This window comes from Longimicrobium sp., from assembly GCA_036377595.1.
In the GTDB taxonomy this organism is placed as follows: domain Bacteria; phylum Gemmatimonadota; class Gemmatimonadetes; order Longimicrobiales; family Longimicrobiaceae; genus Longimicrobium.
Map to the genome: position 1 here is coordinate 112,108 of DASUYB010000108.1, position 20,288 is coordinate 132,395.

The 20,288-nt window shown below is 67.2% G+C and carries 16 protein-coding genes; 13 read left to right on the forward strand and 3 right to left on the reverse strand.

Annotation, left to right across the window (positions count from 1 at the left end):
* Nucleotides 1-79 precede the first annotated feature (79 nt).
* Nucleotides 80-1,330 (forward strand): serine hydrolase, encoded by a 1,251-nt coding sequence (locus VF092_19305; GenBank protein ID HEX6749452.1) that lies wholly within the window; start codon nucleotides 80-82, stop codon nucleotides 1,328-1,330.
* 75 nt (nucleotides 1,331-1,405) lie between these two features.
* Here the strand turns inward: VF092_19305 and VF092_19310 are convergent, their stop codons facing one another.
* The gene (locus VF092_19310) at nucleotides 1,406-2,260 is read right to left on the reverse strand and encodes a CoA transferase (protein HEX6749453.1); all 855 of its coding nucleotides are present in this window, start codon (nucleotides 2,258-2,260) and stop codon (nucleotides 1,406-1,408) included.
* Nucleotides 2,261-2,373: 113 nt separating this feature from the next.
* Nucleotides 2,374-2,733 carry a CARDB domain-containing protein gene (locus VF092_19315; GenBank protein HEX6749454.1) on the reverse strand — a complete coding sequence of 120 codons (360 nt, stop codon included), beginning with the start codon at nucleotides 2,731-2,733 and terminating at the stop codon, nucleotides 2,374-2,376.
* Nucleotides 2,734-3,000: 267 nt separating this feature from the next.
* Between VF092_19315 and VF092_19320 the strand changes: the two genes are divergently transcribed.
* Nucleotides 3,001-4,062, forward strand: a complete 1,062-nt coding sequence (locus VF092_19320; GenBank protein ID HEX6749455.1) for an ArsO family NAD(P)H-dependent flavin-containing monooxygenase — start codon at nucleotides 3,001-3,003, stop codon at nucleotides 4,060-4,062.
* On the forward strand, nucleotides 4,059-4,523 hold the full coding sequence (locus VF092_19325) for a redoxin family protein (protein ID HEX6749456.1): 465 nt from the start codon (nucleotides 4,059-4,061) through the stop codon (nucleotides 4,521-4,523). The genes VF092_19320 and VF092_19325 overlap by 4 nt, the downstream gene beginning before the upstream one ends.
* Before the next feature lie 110 nt (nucleotides 4,524-4,633).
* On the opposite strand, the gene aceK is transcribed toward VF092_19325, so the two are convergent.
* The gene (aceK, locus tag VF092_19330; GenBank protein HEX6749457.1) at nucleotides 4,634-6,370 is read right to left on the reverse strand and encodes a bifunctional isocitrate dehydrogenase kinase/phosphatase; all 1,737 of its coding nucleotides are present in this window, start codon (nucleotides 6,368-6,370) and stop codon (nucleotides 4,634-4,636) included.
* Nucleotides 6,371-6,835: 465 nt separating this feature from the next.
* Between aceK and mprF the strand changes: the two genes are divergently transcribed.
* The 10 genes from mprF to VF092_19380 all read left to right on the forward strand — a co-directional run bounded on the left by mprF (nucleotide 6,836) and on the right by VF092_19380 (nucleotide 20,271).
* A complete protein-coding gene (gene mprF, locus VF092_19335; GenBank protein ID HEX6749458.1) occupies nucleotides 6,836-9,385 on the forward strand; it encodes a bifunctional lysylphosphatidylglycerol flippase/synthetase MprF in 2,550 nt (849 codons plus the stop codon).
* A 160-nt stretch (nucleotides 9,386-9,545) separates the two neighbouring features.
* Complete coding sequence (locus VF092_19340; GenBank protein ID HEX6749459.1) at nucleotides 9,546-9,926, forward strand: VOC family protein; 381 nt, start codon at nucleotides 9,546-9,548, stop codon at nucleotides 9,924-9,926.
* A 349-nt stretch (nucleotides 9,927-10,275) separates the two neighbouring features.
* On the forward strand, nucleotides 10,276-10,749 hold the full coding sequence (locus VF092_19345) for a hypothetical protein (GenBank protein HEX6749460.1): 474 nt from the start codon (nucleotides 10,276-10,278) through the stop codon (nucleotides 10,747-10,749).
* 1,307 nt (nucleotides 10,750-12,056) lie between these two features.
* Nucleotides 12,057-13,250: a serine hydrolase domain-containing protein gene (locus VF092_19350; GenBank protein HEX6749461.1), complete on the forward strand. Its 1,194-nt coding sequence runs from the start codon at nucleotides 12,057-12,059 to the stop codon at nucleotides 13,248-13,250.
* A 275-nt stretch (nucleotides 13,251-13,525) separates the two neighbouring features.
* Nucleotides 13,526-13,936 carry a VOC family protein gene (locus VF092_19355; GenBank protein HEX6749462.1) on the forward strand — a complete coding sequence of 137 codons (411 nt, stop codon included), beginning with the start codon at nucleotides 13,526-13,528 and terminating at the stop codon, nucleotides 13,934-13,936.
* Nucleotides 13,937-13,979: 43 nt separating this feature from the next.
* On the forward strand, nucleotides 13,980-15,428 hold the full coding sequence (locus VF092_19360; GenBank protein HEX6749463.1) for an amidohydrolase family protein: 1,449 nt from the start codon (nucleotides 13,980-13,982) through the stop codon (nucleotides 15,426-15,428).
* 20 nt (nucleotides 15,429-15,448) lie between these two features.
* Nucleotides 15,449-15,988 carry a DinB family protein gene (locus VF092_19365; GenBank protein ID HEX6749464.1) on the forward strand — a complete coding sequence of 180 codons (540 nt, stop codon included), beginning with the start codon at nucleotides 15,449-15,451 and terminating at the stop codon, nucleotides 15,986-15,988.
* A 182-nt stretch (nucleotides 15,989-16,170) separates the two neighbouring features.
* Nucleotides 16,171-16,608, forward strand: coding sequence for a VOC family protein (locus VF092_19370; protein ID HEX6749465.1), 438 nt, complete (start codon nucleotides 16,171-16,173; stop codon nucleotides 16,606-16,608).
* A 32-nt stretch (nucleotides 16,609-16,640) separates the two neighbouring features.
* Nucleotides 16,641-17,381 (forward strand): phosphotransferase, encoded by a 741-nt coding sequence (locus VF092_19375; GenBank protein HEX6749466.1) that lies wholly within the window; start codon nucleotides 16,641-16,643, stop codon nucleotides 17,379-17,381.
* A gap of 1,150 nt (nucleotides 17,382-18,531) precedes the next feature.
* Nucleotides 18,532-20,271: a zinc dependent phospholipase C family protein gene (locus tag VF092_19380; GenBank protein ID HEX6749467.1), complete on the forward strand. Its 1,740-nt coding sequence runs from the start codon at nucleotides 18,532-18,534 to the stop codon at nucleotides 20,269-20,271.
* The last annotated feature ends 17 nt before the right edge of the window (nucleotides 20,272-20,288 follow it).

Here is a 20,288-nt window from a genome sequence, read left to right on the forward strand (position 1 = left end):
TGCGGGGATGTGCGCATCCGCTCCGCACGCTAATCTGTCGTCCTCCTCACTGCCGATGTCCACACGAATGGAGATGCCGATGCGCGCACTTGCGGCCCGCCGCGCCGCCGCCGTCCTCGTCCTGCTGGCCGCCGTCCAACCCGCCGCCGCGCAGCGCTCGCGCGCGGGCGCGTACGTCCCCGGCGCGGGCGACGACTGGCAGCGCCGCTCGCCCGCGCAGGTGGGGATGGATTCCGCGCGGCTGCAGGCGGCCCTCGCCTTCCACCGCGAGCACGAGTCGAAGGCGCCGCGCGACCTGCTGCAGGCGCACTTCCAGACCTTCGGCCGCGAGCCGCTCGGCGACCCCGTCGGCCCCTTCCGGCCGCGGGGAGACCCGTCGGGCGTCGTCCTCCGCCACGGCTACCTCGTGGCCGAGTGGGGTGATCCGCGGCGGGTGGACATGACCTTCAGCGTCACCAAGTCCTTTCTCTCCACCGTCGTGGGGCTGGCGTACGACCGGCGGATGATCCGCAGCCTGGACGACCCCGTGGCCGCGTACATGGCGCCGGTGGTGCCGCTCGATCCCGGCGCGGCGGCACGCCCCGCGTCGGATCGCCTCGGCCGCGCGGACGTGCTGGAGCCGTTCGAGACGCCGCACAACCGGCGTCTCACCTGGGACCACATGCTGCGCCAGGTGAGCGATTGGGAGGGGACGCTCTGGGGGAAGCCGGAGTGGGCCGACCGCCCCAGCGGCGACCCCGCGACCTGGGCCACGCGCGCGCGGCGCGACCCCGGGAGCGCGTACGAGTACAACGACGTGCGGGTGAACGCGCTGGCGCTGGCGGCGCTCCAGGTCTGGCGCCGCCCGCTCCCGCAGGTGCTGCGCGAGTACGTGATGGACCCGATCGGGGCGAGCAACACCTGGCGCTGGATCGGCTACGAGACGAGCTGGGTGGAGATCGACGGGCAGGCCGTGCAGTCGGTGAGCGGCGGCGGCCACTGGGGCGGGGGGATGTTCATCAGCGCGCGCGACATGGCGCGATTTGGCCTGCTCACGCTCCGCCGCGGCCGCTGGGGCGAGCGTCAGATCCTGAGCGAGGAGTGGGTGCGGCGCGCGCTGACGCCCACCCCCGCGCAGACGGACTACGGGTTCATGAACTGGTTCCTGAACACCGGTCGCAAACGCCTGCCCAGCGCCCCCGAGAGCGCGTTCGTGCACCTGGGGAACGGCACCAACGCCATCTACGTCGACCCCGAGCACGACCTGGTGGTGGTGGTGCGCTGGATCGAGAACGACCAGCTCGACGGCTTCGTGCAGCGCGTGCTGGCGTCACTCACCGACGCGCGCTGACGGCGCCACCGGATGCGCGGTTTGCGTCGGCGGACGCTCCCCCGCGCGCTTGGGGACGACACCGGGTGGGCTGGGTCACCCGTGCATCATCGCGACAGCTGCGATCGGCAGGTCGTGCTCGCGGGCCCACGTCTCCCACTCGGCGGCCGTGCGGCGCGCGAACGCGGCTTCGAGCGACGGGCGGTCGAGCGCGACGTACAGCTCCGCCGCCAGCCGCTGCGCGAATCGCGGCTCCAATGCCGCCACGGCGATCCAACCCTCCTTCGCGCGGTACAGGCCGTACAGCGGTGATCCGCCGCCCAGCGCGCCGTCCGAGACGGTGAGCCCGTGCCGCAGCGGCGCGGCGAACTCCTCCGCGACATCGGCGAGGGCGACGCTTGCATGCCGCCCGACATCGTCGCGGGCGCGCGCGAGCAGGAGCGCCAGCGCGGCGCTGTCGGCGCGCTCCGCCGCGGCCAGGTCGGCCAGCAGCGTGCGCGGCAGGTCCGGCGGTGTGACGAGCCCGGCGGCGGCCACGTAGGTCAGGTCGTGCCCGGGCCGGTCCTCGTCCGGCCGCGCGTAGCCGGTGATGGCGAGGTGGCACAGCCGCGGGTGCCGCGCGTGCAGCTCCGTCCAGCCGAGCCCGAGCCGCTCCAATGCGGCCGGCCGCGTCGCGGTCACCAGCAGGTCGGCATCGGCCAGCCGCGTCTCCAACGCATCGCGTCCGGCGCGCTCCTTCAGGTCGTGTGTGACGATTTGCTGGCCGGCGGACAGCTCGTCGTACCACTCCGGCGCCACGGCCGCGAGCGGATCTCCGGACGGCGGCTCCACCTTCATCACCGCTGCCCCAAGGGCGTGGAGGCGCGCGCAAGCCAGCGGGCCGGGGAGGTTCACCGCCAGCGTCACCACGCGCACGCCCTCCAGTGGCCGCAACTGCTCGTCGCTCGTCATCGATCCCGCGGGCTCGTGATGGATCGCCAATCTCCCGACCGGCCGTGAATCTAATCGAACGAAAGCGCCGCACGGGCGATCACCCGTGCGGCGCGTTGCGTCGGCGGTGGCGATCAGGTGCCGGTCGCGCTGCCGATGTTGTTGTTCTCGTTCGTCTCGGCGATGATCCCCGTGCCATCCACGCGCACCATGATCGACACGCCCGCCAGCGGCTTGCCGATGGGGATGATCACCGAGTTCATCTGGCCGGGCGCCAGCGCCGGCTCGGGGACGTTCTTGGCGAGGTTGATCGGCGCGCCGACGAGGACACGCACGAACCCGGCGGGCGCGGGGCCGGCGCCCTGGTTGCGCACACGAACGGTCACCTGCGTGCCCGAACCGACCACCGCGGCCGGGACGAGGTCGGGAAGCGCGTACCGGTCCGCGGCGGCCAGGAACGGCAGCGCGGCAAGGATCGCGAGGCGGGCTTTCATGATTCGGATCTCCAGGAAAGATCGGTTCCGGCGGGAGTCTTCTGCGCTCGCGGGGCATGGCAACGGCCGGACCATCTTCATCTTCCGTGGTAAGCCGTTGCATGCCAGGATGTTGGCGGAGATCGGCACCACGAGCCGTGGACGGACTGGGGCGTCCGCGCCCCGCCGGCCGGGGCAGCGCCGTCCCGATGCGGCCGCTGGCGCGCGGGTTCGCGGCGGCGGAAGATTGGGCCATCGCATGGACGACACGGGAGATCGGGGACACGGGTGCGCGACTTCGACGTGGTGGTGATCGGGGGAGGGCAGGCGGGGCTGGCGATGGGATACTACCTGCGCCGGACCTCGCTGCGCTGGACGATCCTGGACGCGCAGGAGGCGCCCGGCGGCGCGTGGCTGCACACCTGGCGCTCGCTGCGGCTCTTCTCGCCCGCGCGCTACAGCTCGCTGCCGGGGTGGATGTTCCCCGGCGGCGACGCGTACCCGACACGCGACGAGGCGATCGAGTATCTCATGCAGTACGAGCAGCGGTACGCGCTCCCCGTGCAGCGCCCGGTTCGCGTCACCGCCGTCACGCGCGAAAGGGACGGCTTCCGTGTCGCGACGGACGCGGGCAGCTTCACCGCGCGGGCGGTGGTGAGCGCGACGGGAACGTGGGACGCGCCGTTTATCCCCGTCTACCCCGGCCGTGAGCTCTTCCGCGGGATGCAGGTCCATTCCGCGGACTACGAATCTCCCGAGCCGTTTGCGGGGAGACGAGTGCTGGTGGTGGGCGGCGGCAACTCGGGCGCGCAGATCCTGGCGGAGCTGTCGCAGGTGGCGGATACGACATGGGTTGCGCTGTATCCGCCGACGTTCCTGGCCGATGAGGTCGACGGGCGCTACCTGTTCGAGCAGGAGACGGCGATCTACCGCGCGAAGCAGCAGGGCCGCACGCCGCCTCCCGCCGACCTGGGCGACATCGTGATGGTGGCCCCGGTGCTGGAGGCGCGCGAGCGCGGCGTGCTGACGGCGGTGCCGCCGTTCTCGCGCTTCACCGGGACGGGCGTGGTGTGGCCGGATGGGGTGGAGGAGCGGATCGATGCGGTCGTCTGGTGCACGGGATTTCGTCCCTCACTGGAGCACCTGCGCCCGCTCGGGGTGATCGGGCCGGACGGGCGCATTCGGACGCACGGGACGCGCTCTGCCGCCGAGCCGGGGCTGTGGCTGGTGGGCTACGGCAACTGGACCGGCTTCGCCAGCGCGACGATGATCGGCGTGGGCCGCACCGCACGCGACACCGTGCGGCAGATCGAGGCCGCGCTCGCGCCCGCGCGGGAGGTGACGACGTGACGCAAACGAAGCTCGCCCCCGGCGGCCGTCTCCCGGACCTGGCGCTACCGTCCGCGCAAGGCGAAAGCACGGTGCCGCTCAGACCCGGCGGGCGCCTGAACCCGGTCGTCGTCGCGCTGCACGGCGGCGGATGCGAGCCGTGCCGTGCGTATCTCCATGACCTGGCTACGGTTGCGTCCGACCTTCGAGAGTGGGATGCGCACGTGATCGTCGTCGCCCGAGACGCGGCAGGTTTCGATCGCGATCTCCCGTTCCCCGTCGTCGTTGATGCGCAGAGAGCCTTCGCGGCGCGGACGGGGGTCGCGGGCGCTGCCGTCGTCGTCATCGCCGACCAGTGGGGCGAGGTCGCGCACGTGGCGGAGGCGGGCGAGGGCCATGATCTCCCCGACGCCAGGGAAATCGTGGAGTGGGTGAAGTACCTCGCCATCCAGTGCCCCGAATGTCAGGGCGAGGCGCTGTAGGAGAATCCCCTAAAAGAAAGTCTCACGCAGAGTTAGCAGAGTCAGCAGAGAACTGCAGTTTTACTGCTGACTCTGCTAACTCTGCGTGAGGCCATCTTTTGCTTTTTCGATCACCTGAGGCCGAGCCTTCGCGCCGCAGGATAGGGGTAGAAGTCGGGGACCTCGCCGGCCTTCTGGCGCTCCTGCATCTCCTGCCAGAAGCTCGGGGTGAACAGGTCTCCGTGCGCGTCCATGAACACGTCGCGCAACGGGCCGGCGGGGACGAGGAAGGGGACGAACTCCTCGGGGAACACGTCGCCCTCGCTCACCGAGAACCAGGGCTCGGCCGCCATCTCGTCGTCCTCGTGGCGCGCCGTGGGGAGCGCGCGGAAGCGGACGGCGGTGAGCAGCGAAAGCTCGTCGTAGTCGTAGAAGATCACCCGGCCGTGGCGCGACACGCCGAAGTTCTTCATCAGCAGGTCGCCGGGGAAGATGTTGGCGCACGCCAGGTCCTTGATCGCGTTCCCGTAGTCCACGATCGCCGCCGCGGCCACGTCCGGCTCGGACTCGCGGCAGAACAGGTCCAGCGGGCGCAGCTTGCGCTCGGTGTAGAGGTGGCGCACGACGACGTGGCGTCCGTTGTCGCGGATGGCGCCGGCCGCATCGGCGCGCAACTCTTCGAGCACCGCGGGGGCGAAACGGTCGCGCGGGAAGGTGAGGTCCTCGAACTCCTGCGCGTCCACCAGCCGGCCGACGCGGTCCATCCGGAACACCAGCCGATACTTTTCCCGCACCGAGTCGTGCGTCACCGTCTTGCTGGCGCCGAACTCGTCGCGGATGACCTTGAAGACGACGTTGTGCTCGGGGAGGGTGAACACGCACATCACCAGCCCGCGGATCCCCTCGGCGGGCTCGAAGCGCACGTCGCCGCGCGAGAGCTGGCGCACCAGCTCGCGGTAGAGCTCCGTCTTGCCGTGCTTGTTGTGGCCGAGCGAGGTGTAGAGCTCGTGCAGCGGCTTGGCCGGCATCAGCGAGCGCAGGAACTCGATCGCGGCGGCGGGGCGGTCGGTGTCGGCGTGGAAGTACGAGCGGGCGAAGGAGAAGACGACGTGCACCTCGTCGGGCGTGGTGAGCACCGCGTCGGGGCGTACGCCGCCCTCGCCGTTCAGCAGGGGGACGACCAGCGGCCGCACCTCGCCGCCATGCAGCCGCAGCCGCGCGACGAGGTACGCCGCCTTGTTGCGGTAGAAGAGGAACGGCAGCGCGTCCGCGCCCGCGACGCGCTCCGCGTCTGCCCCCAGCTGCTCGCGCGCCGCCCGCGCGCACGCCGCCGCGTCGCCCGCCAGGTCGGCGAAGCGGTCCGCCACCTCCGTCGCGCGGAAGAGTTCCGCGAACGTCTCGGCGGACAGGTCGATCGCGCCACACGCGCGATGCGCCGGCTCCGTTTCGGCCACGTGCGGCGCGCCGTCGGCCGCGGCGGTGAACTCGGCTGCCGGGTCCACGCCGGCGATGGGGAGGACGCGGCGCATCACCGAGCTGTAGAAGGTCTCCGCGATCTCCGCGTCTCCGCGCCCGCCCGTCATCGCCGCGAAACGGTCGCGCGCCCTCTCGCCATCGATGCGCGCGCCGCGCAGCCGCTCGACGACGTCTGCAACGGCGGTGGGATAGAGGTCCAGCCGCTCGGCCGCGTCCTCCTGCCATCCCCGCCACTCGCGGTTCAGGAAGCGCGGCCGCGACCGCCGCGTGACCCCGCGGAAGCGCTCGAGCCAGCGCTCGTAGGCCTCGAGCACCATCTCAGCGGCGCCGGCGGAGGAATCATCGTTCGCGAGACGAGTCGCGTGGGGCGATGGGGCCGTTTGCGACGGCATCCAGTCTCCTGATCGTCGTTCATCATCTTCTGAGCGACGATCTTCAATGCAGGGGGCGTGCGAGGACGCCCTCTCCCTGCCGCTACGCGGCTGTCCCTCCCCCGAACAGCACGGGGGAGGGACCTGGGCTCGCTGCGCTCGCTGCTGCTTCGTGCGCGGGGAGCTCGCGCGCGTGTCACCGGCATTCCTGCATCAGGAGCCTGCGATCGCGGCGGCAGTCTCCCCCACGTCGCGAGCGAAGCGAGCCTTCGTCCCTCCCCCAGTCGGTTTTGGGGGAGGGACCGCCGCGCAGCGGCAGGGAGAGGGCGCTCCGCGCCGGGACGCGGTTCCCGGGTTCCGAGACGCTGACCGCTGGCGCTACGTCGTTCCGGCGCGGATTTTTCCTCGCTCCCGCACTGGACCTTTACCGGCGGACCCGACCTGAGCAGAAACCAGCCGAAATCCGGCCTGCACCGCCTGCACGCGCTGACCCCGCTGTTCGGGATCGCGCTGTTCGCGTTCGCGCTGTGGCTGCTGCACCGCGAGCTGCGCAACTACCACTACGCCGACCTGGCGCGCGAGCTCCGCAACATCCCGCGCGCGCGGCTGTTCTGGGGGGTGGCGCTCACGCTCGTGTCCTACGCGGTGATGACGCTGTACGACGCGCTCGGCGTGCGCTACGTGCGGCGCCGGCTGTCGTACGGGCGCATCGCCATGGCGTCGCTGGTGGGCTACGGGATCAGCATGACGCTGGGCTTCCCGCTCCTCACCGGCGCGCCGCTGCGCTACCGGATGTACTCGCGCTGGGGGCTGTCCGCGGGCGAGATCGCGCGCATCATCGGCTTCTACAGCACCACCTTCTGGCTCGGCGTGCTGTCCGTCGGCGGGCTGTCGTTCCTCCTCGATCCCCCGCGCCTCCCGCCCGACTTCCCCGTCGACCACGCGTGGCTGCGGCCCATCGGCGCGCTGCTGCTGGTGGCGCTGGTGGCCTACCTCGCGCTGTCGGCGCTGGGCGCGCGCATCACCGTCCGCGGCTACCGCATCGAGCTGCCGTCGCTGTGGATGGCCATCGCCCAGGTGCTCTCGTCGTCGCTCGACTGGGTGCTGGCCGCGGCGGTGCTGTACGTCCTCCTCCCGTCGTCGGCGCCGTCGTTCCCGGCGTTCTTCGGGATCTTCCTGGCCGGGCAGATCCTCGGCCACGCCAGCCACGTTCCCGGCGGGCTGGGCGTGTTCGAGTCGGTGATGCTCTTCTTCCTCACCCCGCGCGTCCCCGCGCCGGTCGTGGTCGGCGCGCTGCTGGCGTGGCGCGCGATCTACTACCTCCTCCCGCTGGCGCTGGCGGTGGTGACGCTCGCGGGGCACGAGCTGCGCCGGCTGCACACGCGGATGCGCGGCCCCGAGCCGATGGCGGCGTCGTTCTCGGCCATGGCGCCGCAGCTGCTGGCGGTGACGACCTTCTTCGGCGGGACGATCCTCCTCTTCTCCGGGGCGACGCCCATCGAGCGCTCGCGGCTGGGCGCGCTCCACGCCGTCATCCCCCTGCCGGTGAGCGAGCTGGCGCACCTGCTGGCCAGTGTGGCCGGGGTGATGCTGCTCCTGCTCGCGCGCGGGGTGCAGATGCGCCTCCACCGCGCCTGGCGCTGGGCCGCGCTCCTGCTGGCGGCGGGGATCCTCCTCTCCCTGGCGAAGGGGCTCGACTACGAGGAGGCAGGGGTGCTGACCGCCCTCCTCGTTCCCCACCTGGCCAGCCGCAGCCGCTTCCACCGCCGCGCGCCGGTGCTCGACGAGCCGTTCACCGCGGCGTGGCTGGCGGCCATCGGCGTGGTGCTTACGGCCACGGCGTGGCTCGGCTTCTTCGCCTACAAGCACGTCCGCTACGGCGCGGAGCTCTGGCTGCGCTTCGCGCCGGACGCCGACGCGTCGCGCTTCCTCCGCTCCTGCGCGGCCATCGCCGTCGTGCTCGCGGCCTTCTTCGCCGCGCACCTCCTCCTGCGCCGCCGCCACGCCCCGCCGCATCTCCCGACGGGGGACGAGCTGGCGCGGGCGCGGGCGGTCATCGCCGCGTCGCCGCGGGCGGAAGCGCACCTGGCGCTGCTGGGCGACAAGCCGCTGATCTTCAGCCCGTCGCAGCGCTCGTTCGTGATGTACGGCACCACCGCGCGTAGCTGGGTGGCGCTGGGCGATCCCGTGGGGCCGCCGGAGGAGCGCGAGGAGCTGGCCTGGCGCTTCCGCGAGGAGGCCGATCGCCGCGCCGCGTCGCCCGTCTTCTACCAGGTCGATCCCGAGTGCCTCCCGATCTATACCGACATGGGATTGACGGTGATGAAGGTGGGGGAGGAGGCCGTCGTGAAGCTCGACGAGTTCACGCTCGAGGGCGACGAGCGGCGCGCGCTCCGGCGCACCTGGAAGTCCGTTCGGCGCCACGGGGTGACGTTCGAGCTGGTGCCGGCGGAGGACGTCCCCGCGCTGCTGCCGGAGCTGCGCGCCGTCTCCGACGAGTGGCTGGCGCGCAAGCGGACGCGGGAGAAGGGGTTCTCGATGGGGCGCTTCGATCCCGCGTACCTCGCGCACTTCCCGCACGCGGTGGCGCGGCTGCACGGGCGGGTGATCGCGTTCGCCACCGTCTGGCTGGCGGCGGAGGGGACGGAGATGACGGTGGACCTGGTGCGCTGGTCGCGCTTGGCGCCGCCCAGCGTGATGGAGTTCCTGTTCGTGGAGTTGATGCGGTGGGGATGCGAGCGCGGCTGGCGCGAGTTCAACCTGGGGATGGCGCCCCTTCCCGGGCTGCAGAAGCGCGAGCTGGCCGCGGTCCTCTTCCGCCACGGCGAGCACTTCCGCGACCTGCACGGCCTGCGGCGCTACAAGGAGAAGTTCGGCGCCGAGTGGAGACTCAAGTACCTCGCCGCGCCCGGCGGCCTCGCGCTCCCCCGCATCCTCGCCGACGTGGCCGAGCTGATCGCGGGGAACGATGGGGATGGCGACAAGGTGCGGCGAAGCAGGCGGCGCGAGCGGGAGAAGGCGGCGCGGGAGACGTGAGCGTTCCGGGTGATGAAGCGCTGGTCCTCACATCGCAACCAGGTGAACGCGTGCGTCTATTCGTCGCTTGACGTCCGGGTGATCCCGCCGCTATCTCGATACGGGTGGATTCGGCGATGCACGGCCTTGTGCTGGCTACCACACACACCCTCTCGCATCCATGCCGCAGCTCGTCAACTCCCGCCATGTGCTGGCCGTGCGCGACCTCGCCGCGTCGACGCGGTTCTACACGGACGTCCTGGGGCTCACGCGAGATTTCGGCGATGGCTCCGACGGCTGGAGCTTTCTGTCCCGCGGTGCCTTCCGCGTGATGCTGGGTGAGTGCCCCGCCACGACCCCCGCCGGGGAGCTGGGCGACCACTCGTGGTACGCGTATGTGACTGTCGAGGGCGTCGACGCGTTCCACGCCGAGGTGGCGGCGCGTGGCGCCGAGATCCTGTCGCCGCTGGCCACGAAACCGTGGGGGCTGCGCGAGTTCAGCCTGCGCACGCCGGACGGCCACCGGCTCACCTTCGGCGAGCCGACGCCCGCCACCAGCTAACGCCGCCTGACAACCGGCAGCAGGGGATGCGGGGCCGTCCATGATTCGCGGATGAGAGTCTTGCGCGCCGGCCCCGGACCCCTGACCCTTGGGGCGTTTCCTTATACGGGCGGATTCGGCGATTCGTGCGGCAGGATCGGTACGGCAACGTGTTCTCCTGCCCCGGAAAGCGCAGCAGGCGGTTTGCGTGTTGGTCGGAATGCCGTCCAGTGAACAACAAGTTAGGTGGCGCCCTCACCTATCAAGGAAAGGTACCCTTACGTCTACTCTCTCCAGGTTCATTCGAACCACTTGGCTTCTCTCTGCACCTGAGCGTCTCGAACTGCCGAACCAACGCGTGTCAATCCGAATGGTGTCGGCCAGCGAAAGTGCGCAGATGACTGAACTTGCGCGCAAGCGAAACGTTTTCGCCCGCCACTCGTGGGAGAATTCTTTCTACATAGAGCGTATCGGGCAACTGAACGGTGCGACCGTTGTTGAAGTGTTCGTGGAGGGAAATCTTGACGACGTGCTCCCCAAGGCGCGGCGGACCGCAGAGATTCTCGAGCGACTTGCTATCGTGTCCTCGACACTTGGTCTGCGCCGCCTGAGGACTCATCAACTGCTAGCTATCAGCGCGCATCGCCGGTATGGGTTTGATCTCGCGATCTCTCCAGGTTTTGAATATTTGCGCTCGTCGTCGCGACGTGATGCTCAACCGAGGGGCATACCCGTCACTACGAGCTTTGTCCGCCGATTTGTCCGTTGCGGCTTTCCATCGCTTCTCGCTGTGTTGAGAACCGACGGTGAACTGGCGAAGCGCCTCTGGCAGGGAGTTACCTAGCTGTTCGAATCCCGATTGGAGCCATCCGCAACCGCGGCGGTGGTCAAATCCGCAATTGCATTGGAGTCGCTTCTCATTGCGAACGACTCCGAGAGTCTTCGAGGTCCTCTGTCTGAACGTGCTGCCTTTCTCCTCTCAGACTCGGCGATTACGCGGCGACGGATAAGCAAGGGCGTGAAAGCGTTCTACGACCTACGCAGTGCAGTCGTACATGGTGGACGTCGTCGATCGGCGCTCTCGCCCACAGAAGTGATTGAGGGTGTTGATCGTATCATTGTTCTTCTGATGCTCACTCTCGCGGCAAATTCGAGTGCGTGGCCCAAGTTCGACAGTGCGGTCGAAGCGGTTGAGGACTTGAAGTGGGGAGCTTCGTCTGCGAAGATCGCCCGGCCATTTCCTAGCTCACATCTCACAAGGGCAGTGCAGTTACTAGAGAGTCCCTCGCGCCGAAGCTCCACCTAACAATCGGCTGCAGGGATGCGGGGCCGTCCATGCTTCTCAGCCGACCAAAGTCTTGCGCGCCGGTCCCGCACCCCTAACCGTTGGGGCGTTCGGCCGCTGGGCAAGCATCGCGGCAGCCGCAGGTGACCCTCCCCGCGGCTGCCGTGTGTTTCACCCCCAGCCGGTTCGGCGGCGAGGCCTCTCGCGCGCCCTTCCCATAGACGGTGAGGCACACCAGCTCATCGTCGGGATCGCGGACCTCCCACCAGCGGCTCTTCGTCCGCTTGACGACGGTGTAGCCGGGCTTCGCGGCACCACCCCCATGCAGGTGTATCGGCCTACCATCCGCTGCGAGTGAGATCCTGACCTCTCCCCCGCGTGGCCACTCACCTCCCTGCGTGTCTGGCCGTGACCTGGTTCGACGGTCGTCTGGCGCTCTGCCCGAAGCCGTGGACGGGCGAGCGCCCGATGTTGTCGGACCTGATAAACCGGCCCTCGTGGTCGCGGTCTGCCCTCGACGCTGATCACCGCGTCCAGGGCAAACCACATCGCGGAGAGACGCACTACGTCAGCCGCCGCGCTCGACGCCGCCTCGCGCGGAACCCCATGATGTCGCGCAGACGCAGCCCAGCGGCTGCGACGTGTAGTACTTGTCGTGCCTGACGCGTTCATGGAGTGGAACCACGGCGAAACCGATTGACCACGATCGCACCACAAGGCGAAACCGCATGATCTCACGTCGTGAATGGCTTGGCCTGTCCCGCGGCGCCGGGGCTATCGCTTGTCTCGCCGTTCTCCTTTCATGCGGCGGAGAGCCGACTACGCCGCCGGCCTCTCTTCCGGTTACGCCTCCTGCGCAGCAGGAGATGCCGATCACCGGTGCCGCGGTGCCGGGAATGACGTCGTACGATCAGGTCATTCCCGATTTCATGCGGAAGTACAACATTCCCGGTGGCGCGGTTGCCGTGATGCGCGACGGCAGGCTGATCTACGCGCGCGGCTTCGGTTACGCGGACGTCGAGAACAAGACGCCGGTGCAGCCGGACGCGCTGTTCCGGATCGCCAGCGTGTCCAAGACGCTCACCAGCGCCGCCATCATGAAGCTCGTCGAGGAGGGCAAGCTCAAGCTCGACGATCGCGTGGCGCCACTCATTGCGCACCTCACCCCTGCGCCGGGGGCGACCGTCGATTCGCGGTGGGAGCAGATCACCATTCGGCACCTGCTCAACCACACGGGGGGCTGGGACCGTAACAAGCCGAATGGTGGATTCGACCCGATCGATCGGCCGGCGATCGCTGCGGCCGCGGTCAACGCGCCCGCGCCGGCGTCGAGTGAAACGTTGATCCGCTACATGAAGGGAATGCCGCTCGACTTCAATCCGGGCGAAAAGTTCGCCTACTCGAATTTTGGTTATATCATCCTCGGCCGCGTGATCGAGCGTCTGAGCGGCATGCCGTACGAGCAGTACGTGCGCAGCCGCGTGCTGCAGCCCGTGGGCGCCAATCGCACGCAGCAGGGCAAGTCGCGCATGGCCGACGCGCTCGCGGACGAGGTGAAGTACTATTTCCCCGGCTTCGGCGCGAACGCGCCGCTGGTGCCTTCCGTTTTTCCGGGCGAAGGCCTCGTGCCGCTCAACTATGGCGGCTTCTACCTCGAAGCGGGTGATGCAAGCGGCGCCTGGGTATCGTCGACCGTCGATCTCCTGCGATTCCTGGGCGGCGTCGATGGCCGCGCCGATCGTCCGGACATCCTCAGGGCTGACCTGGTCGCGGAGATGACCGGCAGCGGCCCTGACCAATGTGCCGGTGGGGCGTGCTATTACGCATTTGGATGGTGGGTTCGCCCAACCCAGGGCGACGCGACCTGGTGGCACACGGGAACGTTGCCCGGCACGACGAGCATACTCGTGCGCACGTATGACAACTTCTCGTGGGTCGGTCTGTTCAACACTCGCTCCCTGACAGCCAATCTCGAAGTCGAAGTCGATGCCGCGCTCCGGAATGCGTTTGCGGGCGTCACCTCATTTCCAACGCACGACCTGTTTTCGACCTTCCAATGACATGAGCCGCAGAGCGTCTGAGAGCGCGGCGTAGGGGTGCGACAACCGTAAGACCTATCCGTCTCGCGGAACTCGCGTAGGCACGGCAAACTCGTACCCCGGCCGCCCCCTGACAATCGGCTGCAGGGGATGCGGGGCCGTCCATGATTTGGGCTGGCCGAAAGTCTTGCGCGCCGGCCCCGCACCCCTGACCCTTGGGGCGTTAGGCGGCACAGCCGGCTCGGCAGTGCCGTCGTGCGTGTTTGGTGTCTCGAAACCGGCGAATGGAGAACAGGATGCCAGACGTGATTCCGTTCGTGACCTATGAGGACGGCATTGCCGCCCTGGAATGGTTGGCCGAGGTGTTCGGATTCACGGAGACAGCTCGCTTCACGTCTTCCGATGGGAGGCTGTCTCACGGAGAAATGTCGGTTGGGGATGGACTGATCATGTTGGCCAGTCCGTCGCCGGAGTATGAAGGCCCCAAGCGACATCGCGACCACTGCGAGATTGCCGCCTCATGGTCCGCTCTGCCATGGATCATTGATGGTGTTCTCGTCTATGTTGACGACGTCGATGAGCACTATGCTCGGGCCAAGGCCGCGGGAGCGGTTATCTTGTCTGAACCGGAAGATGGGCCGCCAGCGCGACGATATCGGGTTGAGGATCTGGAAGGACATCGCTGGATGTTCATGGCACGAGACTAGCCGCCCCGCTCGCGTCGGCATTGGGGAATTCTCAACTACGAGGATGGCCAGGGTGCTGCGTCTGCATTGGAAATTGGTGATTGCACTGTGCGGAGTGCCGACGACGCTCCAGGCGCAGGCAGGACAGCGCCCGGTGTTATCGGATGCGGTGCGGCGCTACGTCACCGTCGATCGACCCGTTGTCGCGCTCACCAACGTTCGTGTCATCGACGGCACCGGTCGTCCTCCGCTCGACAACCAGACCATCATCATCGCCGGTACCGCGATTCAGAACGTCGGGCCGGCCGCGCGCGTCGCCATCCCCCGCGATGCACAGGTGCTCGATCTGCGCGGGCGCACCATCATTCCCGGCATCGTCGGCATGCACGAACATCTGTACTTCAGCGTGTACCTCGACGAGAACGGCGTTCCGACGCATCAGGACATGCGCTACAGTTTTCCGCGCCTCTACCTTGCCGCCGGCGTTACGACGATACGCACGGCCGGCGCCAAGAATGTGTATTCCGACCTGAATCTGAAAAACGCGATCGACGCGGGGGTTGAGCCCGGTCCTGACATCTACGTCACAGGCCCGATGTTCAGGCAGGGCGGTCCGCTCACGTTTCCCGATATCGCCGGTCCCGAGCAGCTGCGCGCCGCAGTGCGGTACTGGTCCAGTCTGGGTGTCCGCTGGTTCAAGATCTACCAGCAGGCCACACGCGCGGAAACGCGTGCCATCATCGAGGAGGCACACGCACGCGGCGGCAGGGTCACCGGCCATCTGTGTGCGACGTCGTTCGAGGAAGCAGTCGATCTCGGCATTGACAATCTCGAGCACGGCTTCATCACCAACAGCGGGTTCCTGAGCGAGAAGCGGCCGGATGAGTGCCCGCGCAACTGGGTGACCGCGGTGCTGCGGGTGAGCGCGGACTCGCCACAGGTGAAAAACCTCATTGCGCTACTGGTTCGCCGGAGGGTTCCGCTCACTTCGACACTCGCAGCGTTTCAGGAGTACGTGAACGACAGCCCGGCGCCGCAACAGCGAGTGCTGGATGCCATGGCACCGACGTCGCGCGAGAGCTGTCTGCGTCAGCGCGAACAGCTCACCCGAAGCAGCAACACCGCGCGCGCCATTTACGATCGCGAGGTCGAGTTCGAGCGAAGCTTTCACGCGGCGGGCGGATTATTGCTGGCTGGATCGGATCCAACCGCGAATGGCTGCGTCGTTGCGGGCTTCGCGAACCAGCGGCAGATCGAAGCAATGGTCGAAGGCGGGTTCTCGGTGGTGGACGCCATACGCATCGCGACCAGCAACGGCGCGCAGTTCCTGGGCATCGGTGATCGGGTCGGCACGATCGAGCGCGGGAAACGCGCCGACCTCGTGGTCGTGAACGGCAATCCGGTTCAGAACATCAAAGACATCCGGAATGTCGAGATGGTGTTCAAGAATGGGATCGGCTACGACTCGGCCCGACTCATCGCGGATGCTCGTGGGTTTGTGGGCGTTCGGTGACCCGCCGCGAACCCGAGGCCATGCCCGAGACGCAAGCGCAGTACAAGGCCCGCATCCTCCGCCACGTGGCCGGCCGCGAGCCGCTCGCGCTCCTCGCGGCCGCTCCCGCCACGCTCGCCGCGCTGCTCGCGGCCACACCGCCAGCGCTCTTCGCCCGCCGCCCGGCGCCGGGGAAATGGTCCATCCAGGAGATCGTCGCCCATCTCGCCGACGACGAGCTCGTGGGCGCCTACCGCATCCGGCTGATACTCGCCGCCCCCGGCACGGCGATCCAGGCGTTCGACCAGGACCGCTGGGCCGAAACCGGGCGCTATGCGGACACGGACCCGTGGCAGGCGCTCGCGCTGTTCCGGGCGCTGCGGGAGGCGAACCTCGCGCTCTGGCACCGGCTCTCTCCGGCCGAGTGGGAGCGCGCCGGGGTGCACGCCGAGCGGGGGGTGGAGTCGATCCGCGACATCGCCACCTACTACGCCGGCCACGACCTCAACCACTTCGCACAGATCGAGGCGATCCTCGCCTCGGACGATGCCGCGCCCCAGGACCGGCAGCCAGGTCGGTAGTGCCCGCCGGCTGACCATCGGCTGCAGGGGATGCGGGGGCCGTCCATGCCTTCGCGGACGACAGGCTTGCGCGCTGGCCCCGCACCGCCGACCCTGTCCGTCAGGTGCCTGGACGCTCGCCCCGCGGCCCTCGTGGACTCCGGCTGAGTCACGATCGCTCACACCCTCAGGATGCAAGGTCGATGACGGTCAAGCGCATGGACAACGTCGGCATCGTGGTGGAAGACCTCGATGCCGCCATCGAGTTTTTCACCGAGCTTGGTCTGGAGCTCGAAGGGCGCGCCCAGGTCGAAGGGGAGTGGGCGGATGGCGTCACCGGACTCCACGACATGCGCGTCGAGATCGCCATGATGCGCACACCGGACGGTCACAGCCGGCTGGAGATGTCCCGGTTCCTCGCGCCTCCCGTGGTCGCCGATCACCGCAAGGCCCCGGTGAACGCGCTCGGTTACCTGCGCGTCATGTTCGCCGTGGAGGACATCGACGATACCCTCGCCCGGCTTCGCAAGCGCGGCGCCGAGCTCGTGGGCCAGGTGGTCCAGTATGAAAATGCGTATCGGCTATGCTACATCCGGGGGCCCGAAGGAATTCTCATCGGGCTCGCCCAGGAACTCCGCTGAGCCTTCCGTCCCGGCTACGTGTGGAGGGGATGATGTGGCCAAGGGGATGGGAGGCACTCGAGCAGTGGGGCGACGACGTCGCTCTCATCGAACCGCTCGCCGGCGGAGTGGCCAACGACGTGTGGAGCGTGCGCGTCAACGGGCACCTCGCGGTGGGCCGTCTCGGGGCCAGGAGCGACGCCGATCTGGCATGGGAAACCGGGCTCCTCCAGCACCTCGACCGTGAAGGCCTGACCGTGCCGGTGCCGATCGCGACGACGGCCGGCCGGCTGTTCGCCGACGGTGTGGTGGTGATGACCTGGGTCGAGGGCGGGCCGCCCGAGACGGAGGCCGACTGGCGTCGCGTGGCCGACACGCTCCGCCAACTGCACCGGTTGACGCCGGGGTGGCCGCAGCGCCCGGGGTGGCGATCGTCGACCGACCTCCTGCACGCCGAGACCGGGACGAAGGTCGACCTCGGCGCGATGCCGCCCGAGGGCGTTGCCCGGTGCCGGGCAGCGTGGGCGCGGCTCGTGGGACGTGAGACCTGCGTCGTCCACGGCGACCCCAACCCGCGCAACATCCGCATGACCGCGGACCGGGTCGCGCTGATCGACTGGGACGAGGCGCACGTCGACGTCCCCGACCTCGACCTGGTGATGCCCTACAACGCCGCCGGTCTCGACGACGACGCGTACGACATCGCCGCGCAGGCGTGGGCCGCATGGGAAGCCGCCGTCTGCTGGGACGACGAGCACTCGGTCAAGCGGCTCGCCGAAGTCCGAGCGGTCTGAGCAAACTGGGCCGCACGGTCACCACGCGCAGTCGCAACGGCTCGATCCAGGATGTCTGCCACGGACTTCACGTCGACCTACAGCGATGGAGCTCCGGTGACGCGGAGTCAGCGAAGGAATCGGCGCGTGTGCCGGAAACCCTTGTAAATCCTTGATGTTCCGGAAGGGCCTACCGGACTTTCTGCGCTGAATGCCACGTTTCCGCGGTACACCTATCCCAGAAACCTATCCCACCCGACTGCTCAGCGACTGGCGCTCCGACCGCGCCTCGACCGCGTTTCGCCGGACGTCGGATCTTCCAATAACCGCTCGAGCGATTTCCGAGCGCGTCATACCACCAGTGGCAGCCGGCGGCTGGGCGCTCTCGATGGGATCTCGGCTTCCGCGGCAACTCGCTGACCAAGAAACGAGGAGCTGTATCTCGACAGTCTGCGCGACCGTCATGATCGCGGTGATGTGGACCGCCTGTTCGGGATCGCTCGGCCGGCGCCTCAACTCCGTCAGGAGGCCGCCGTACCCCGTGGTCCGCATCGCGAGCTCCAGCGCTTCGCCTGCCTGGACAGACCCGTCCCGATCGGCGTCTCTGCGGCTAACACGCACGCGGTAGAGAATGTAGGTGTTCGGCTCGATGTCGTCGGCCGCTGACGCGAGAGTTGCTGCCTTGAATGCGGGGGGGCGGCGGCGTGGGCATGTGCAGTACTTGGCTGGGAGTGACGGACGATTGGCCCCGGTCCGTCGTTCTCTTGGGGCGGGCGTGCCCGTCGGCCGGTGGGGACGCGGAGGGGTGAAGTCGCGATCTGTCAGCTGCTGGCGTCTTGTCGGTGCCCCGCCGGAAGGTTTCGTAGCGTCCGGGGAGACGGTAAACGGGGGTGGGGAGCGTGTTCGTCACCCCGGTTGAGCGGGTCGGTGGCAGGGCTGCACCCATCTTAAGTATCCAACCGCCGAGAAGCTTGCACGCTCTCGAACCCCATTTATAATGCGATAACTGGATAGCGGCTTCGCTCTAGACCGAAAGCGATCTCAAATCCATCGGATCGTACCGCGGTAGGGTTGGCCGGGCATCTTGTTCTTGTCCTCTTCGCCACCGCGACCATTCTGAACAACCTCAAGACCGTTAACTCTCACAAATGCATTGACAGGAGGGTCAACGATGCCGTCTCTCGGGATCCATTATCTGGTGTTGGACGAGTTCGTCACTCGTCTACGACACAGCAGCGACCCAATGGAACGCGCGTTAGCAAATCACATGGAGGCCAACCCAGCGATGGCCTCTTTAGGGGCTATCGGACCAGATGTGTTCTACTATATGGATTCCCCCGCCGGGATTGTCGCATCAATTGCTGACGTTTTCGACGTGCTGAACCAAGTCGGAGGAATCCTGGATTCGGCAGCAGACCTTTCGGGGAAGATCGGATTTCCCAACGCTGCGAATCTCCTGAAACAACTCGGAGAAACTGCAAAGCTAAAGATTGCTAACCTCGAGGCACGGCTTGAAGCAGCGGTCATCAATATCAATGATCTGGTGACAGGCCACTACATTATGGGCCACTCAGCAATCCAAGAAAACGAGCCCGAGACGAAATGGAAGTGGGGAGACTTGGTGCATGATCGGGTCAGTGGCGTTCTTGCACGATCTATCGGTAATCGTGCGCGGAATAGCGGCAATAGTGCGTGGATCGCGTTTGCTACCGGCTACGTCACCCATCTAGCGACAGACTTCACCGGCCATCCGTATGTCAATCAGTGCGTTGGGGGGCCCGCACGAGGCTACCTCATGCGTCACACCGTTGCAGAGAAGTTCATGGATGCGAAGGTATTTTCCGACCGCGGCCAAGACATTAACACCTCGAAGCTGCATCGCCGAACCGAACCGCTTCTACACACCACACAATTGGACAACCTGTGCCAGATGCTGTCTGCAGAGTTAGCTGCACTCGCACCATTTGCATCTACGCATGGATACTCACTCCCACCCACGCCAACTCAGAACCAGATTCGAGACGCCGTTGAAAACATGAACAGTCTTTTCCGACTGGTGACCGAGCAAAGCATCGTGCCACCACCGATCGCACCTTCAATAGCCATACCGCCTTTGCCGGGACAGTACGGCAGCATAACCAATGCAATCGGGGGGTTGTTCCCACCAAGCGGCTCGCCACGCTCGCTTACTGATTGGCTCAAGTTGCTTCTTGCACTACTGGTCAGTTTGCCAGCTCTGCTCGTCGACATTGCTCGGTTTTTCGCGGATTTGGCGGCGGGTGTTGTCCTCTATCCGCTCGAAGCGGCACTTTACCTCTTGCAGAGCATTCTCTATCGGTCGTACAGGATAACACGCTGGTTTCTTGTCGTCTCGGGAGTTGCCTTTCCTTTGCGTGATGAAATCAACTCGTCAATCGGTCGTCAATTTATCACTTGTCGGCACCCCAGCGGCGGCGACGATTATCCCCGCGTCCCTCACGCAGTCCGGAGCTGGCGTGCTCGGTTCCAGGCTGTTGGACGCCTCCTGGAGTTCGAAGCAACTGACTTAGACTACCTTCACTATCCAACGGGCGAACTCGAAAGACCAATCGTCGAACCGTCTCCGTACCGCCAGGGTGTGACGCCTGACTACTTTATCTCTGAACTTCAGCCTGATCACTCATACGTCAGCCAGTGGACGAGTGTCTCGACTCCCACTGACCTAAGTAAGCTACCGCGAGTCGTGCCAAAGGCTAGCGACCCGCAGGTAGCTGGATTTGGCAATGCGATAGAATTCTCACTCATGTACATCCATATGCCATCCATGTTTGATAACATTAATCTCGATTCGGATCGCGGCTATGCCTACAAGCAGTGGCGATGCGACGGTGGCATCGGCACAGGCGATCTCGTTAACGAACGATTCCTCTGAAAGAGGAGGTGAGGCAT

Excerpts from the sequence above, each read along its gene's own strand:
- VF092_19305 (HEX6749452.1), top strand. The coding sequence starts at position 80 with ATGCGCGCACTTGCGGCCCGCCGCGCCGCCGCCGTCCTCGTCCTGCTG.
- VF092_19310 (HEX6749453.1), bottom strand. The coding sequence starts at position 2,260 with ATGACGAGCGACGAGCAGTTGCGGCCACTGGAGGGCGTGCGCGTGGTG.
- VF092_19315 (HEX6749454.1), bottom strand. The coding sequence starts at position 2,733 with ATGAAAGCCCGCCTCGCGATCCTTGCCGCGCTGCCGTTCCTGGCCGCC.
- aceK (HEX6749457.1), bottom strand. The coding sequence starts at position 6,370 with ATGCCGTCGCAAACGGCCCCATCGCCCCACGCGACTCGTCTCGCGAAC.
- VF092_19340 (HEX6749459.1), top strand. The coding sequence starts at position 9,546 with ATGCCGCAGCTCGTCAACTCCCGCCATGTGCTGGCCGTGCGCGACCTC.
- VF092_19345 (HEX6749460.1), top strand. The coding sequence starts at position 10,276 with ATGGTGTCGGCCAGCGAAAGTGCGCAGATGACTGAACTTGCGCGCAAG.
- VF092_19350 (HEX6749461.1), top strand. The coding sequence starts at position 12,057 with ATGCCGATCACCGGTGCCGCGGTGCCGGGAATGACGTCGTACGATCAG.
- VF092_19355 (HEX6749462.1), top strand. The coding sequence starts at position 13,526 with ATGCCAGACGTGATTCCGTTCGTGACCTATGAGGACGGCATTGCCGCC.
- VF092_19360 (HEX6749463.1), top strand. The coding sequence starts at position 13,980 with ATGGCCAGGGTGCTGCGTCTGCATTGGAAATTGGTGATTGCACTGTGC.
- VF092_19365 (HEX6749464.1), top strand. The coding sequence starts at position 15,449 with ATGCCCGAGACGCAAGCGCAGTACAAGGCCCGCATCCTCCGCCACGTG.
- VF092_19370 (HEX6749465.1), top strand. The coding sequence starts at position 16,171 with ATGACGGTCAAGCGCATGGACAACGTCGGCATCGTGGTGGAAGACCTC.
- VF092_19375 (HEX6749466.1), top strand. The coding sequence starts at position 16,641 with ATGTGGCCAAGGGGATGGGAGGCACTCGAGCAGTGGGGCGACGACGTC.
- VF092_19380 (HEX6749467.1), top strand. The coding sequence starts at position 18,532 with ATGCCGTCTCTCGGGATCCATTATCTGGTGTTGGACGAGTTCGTCACT.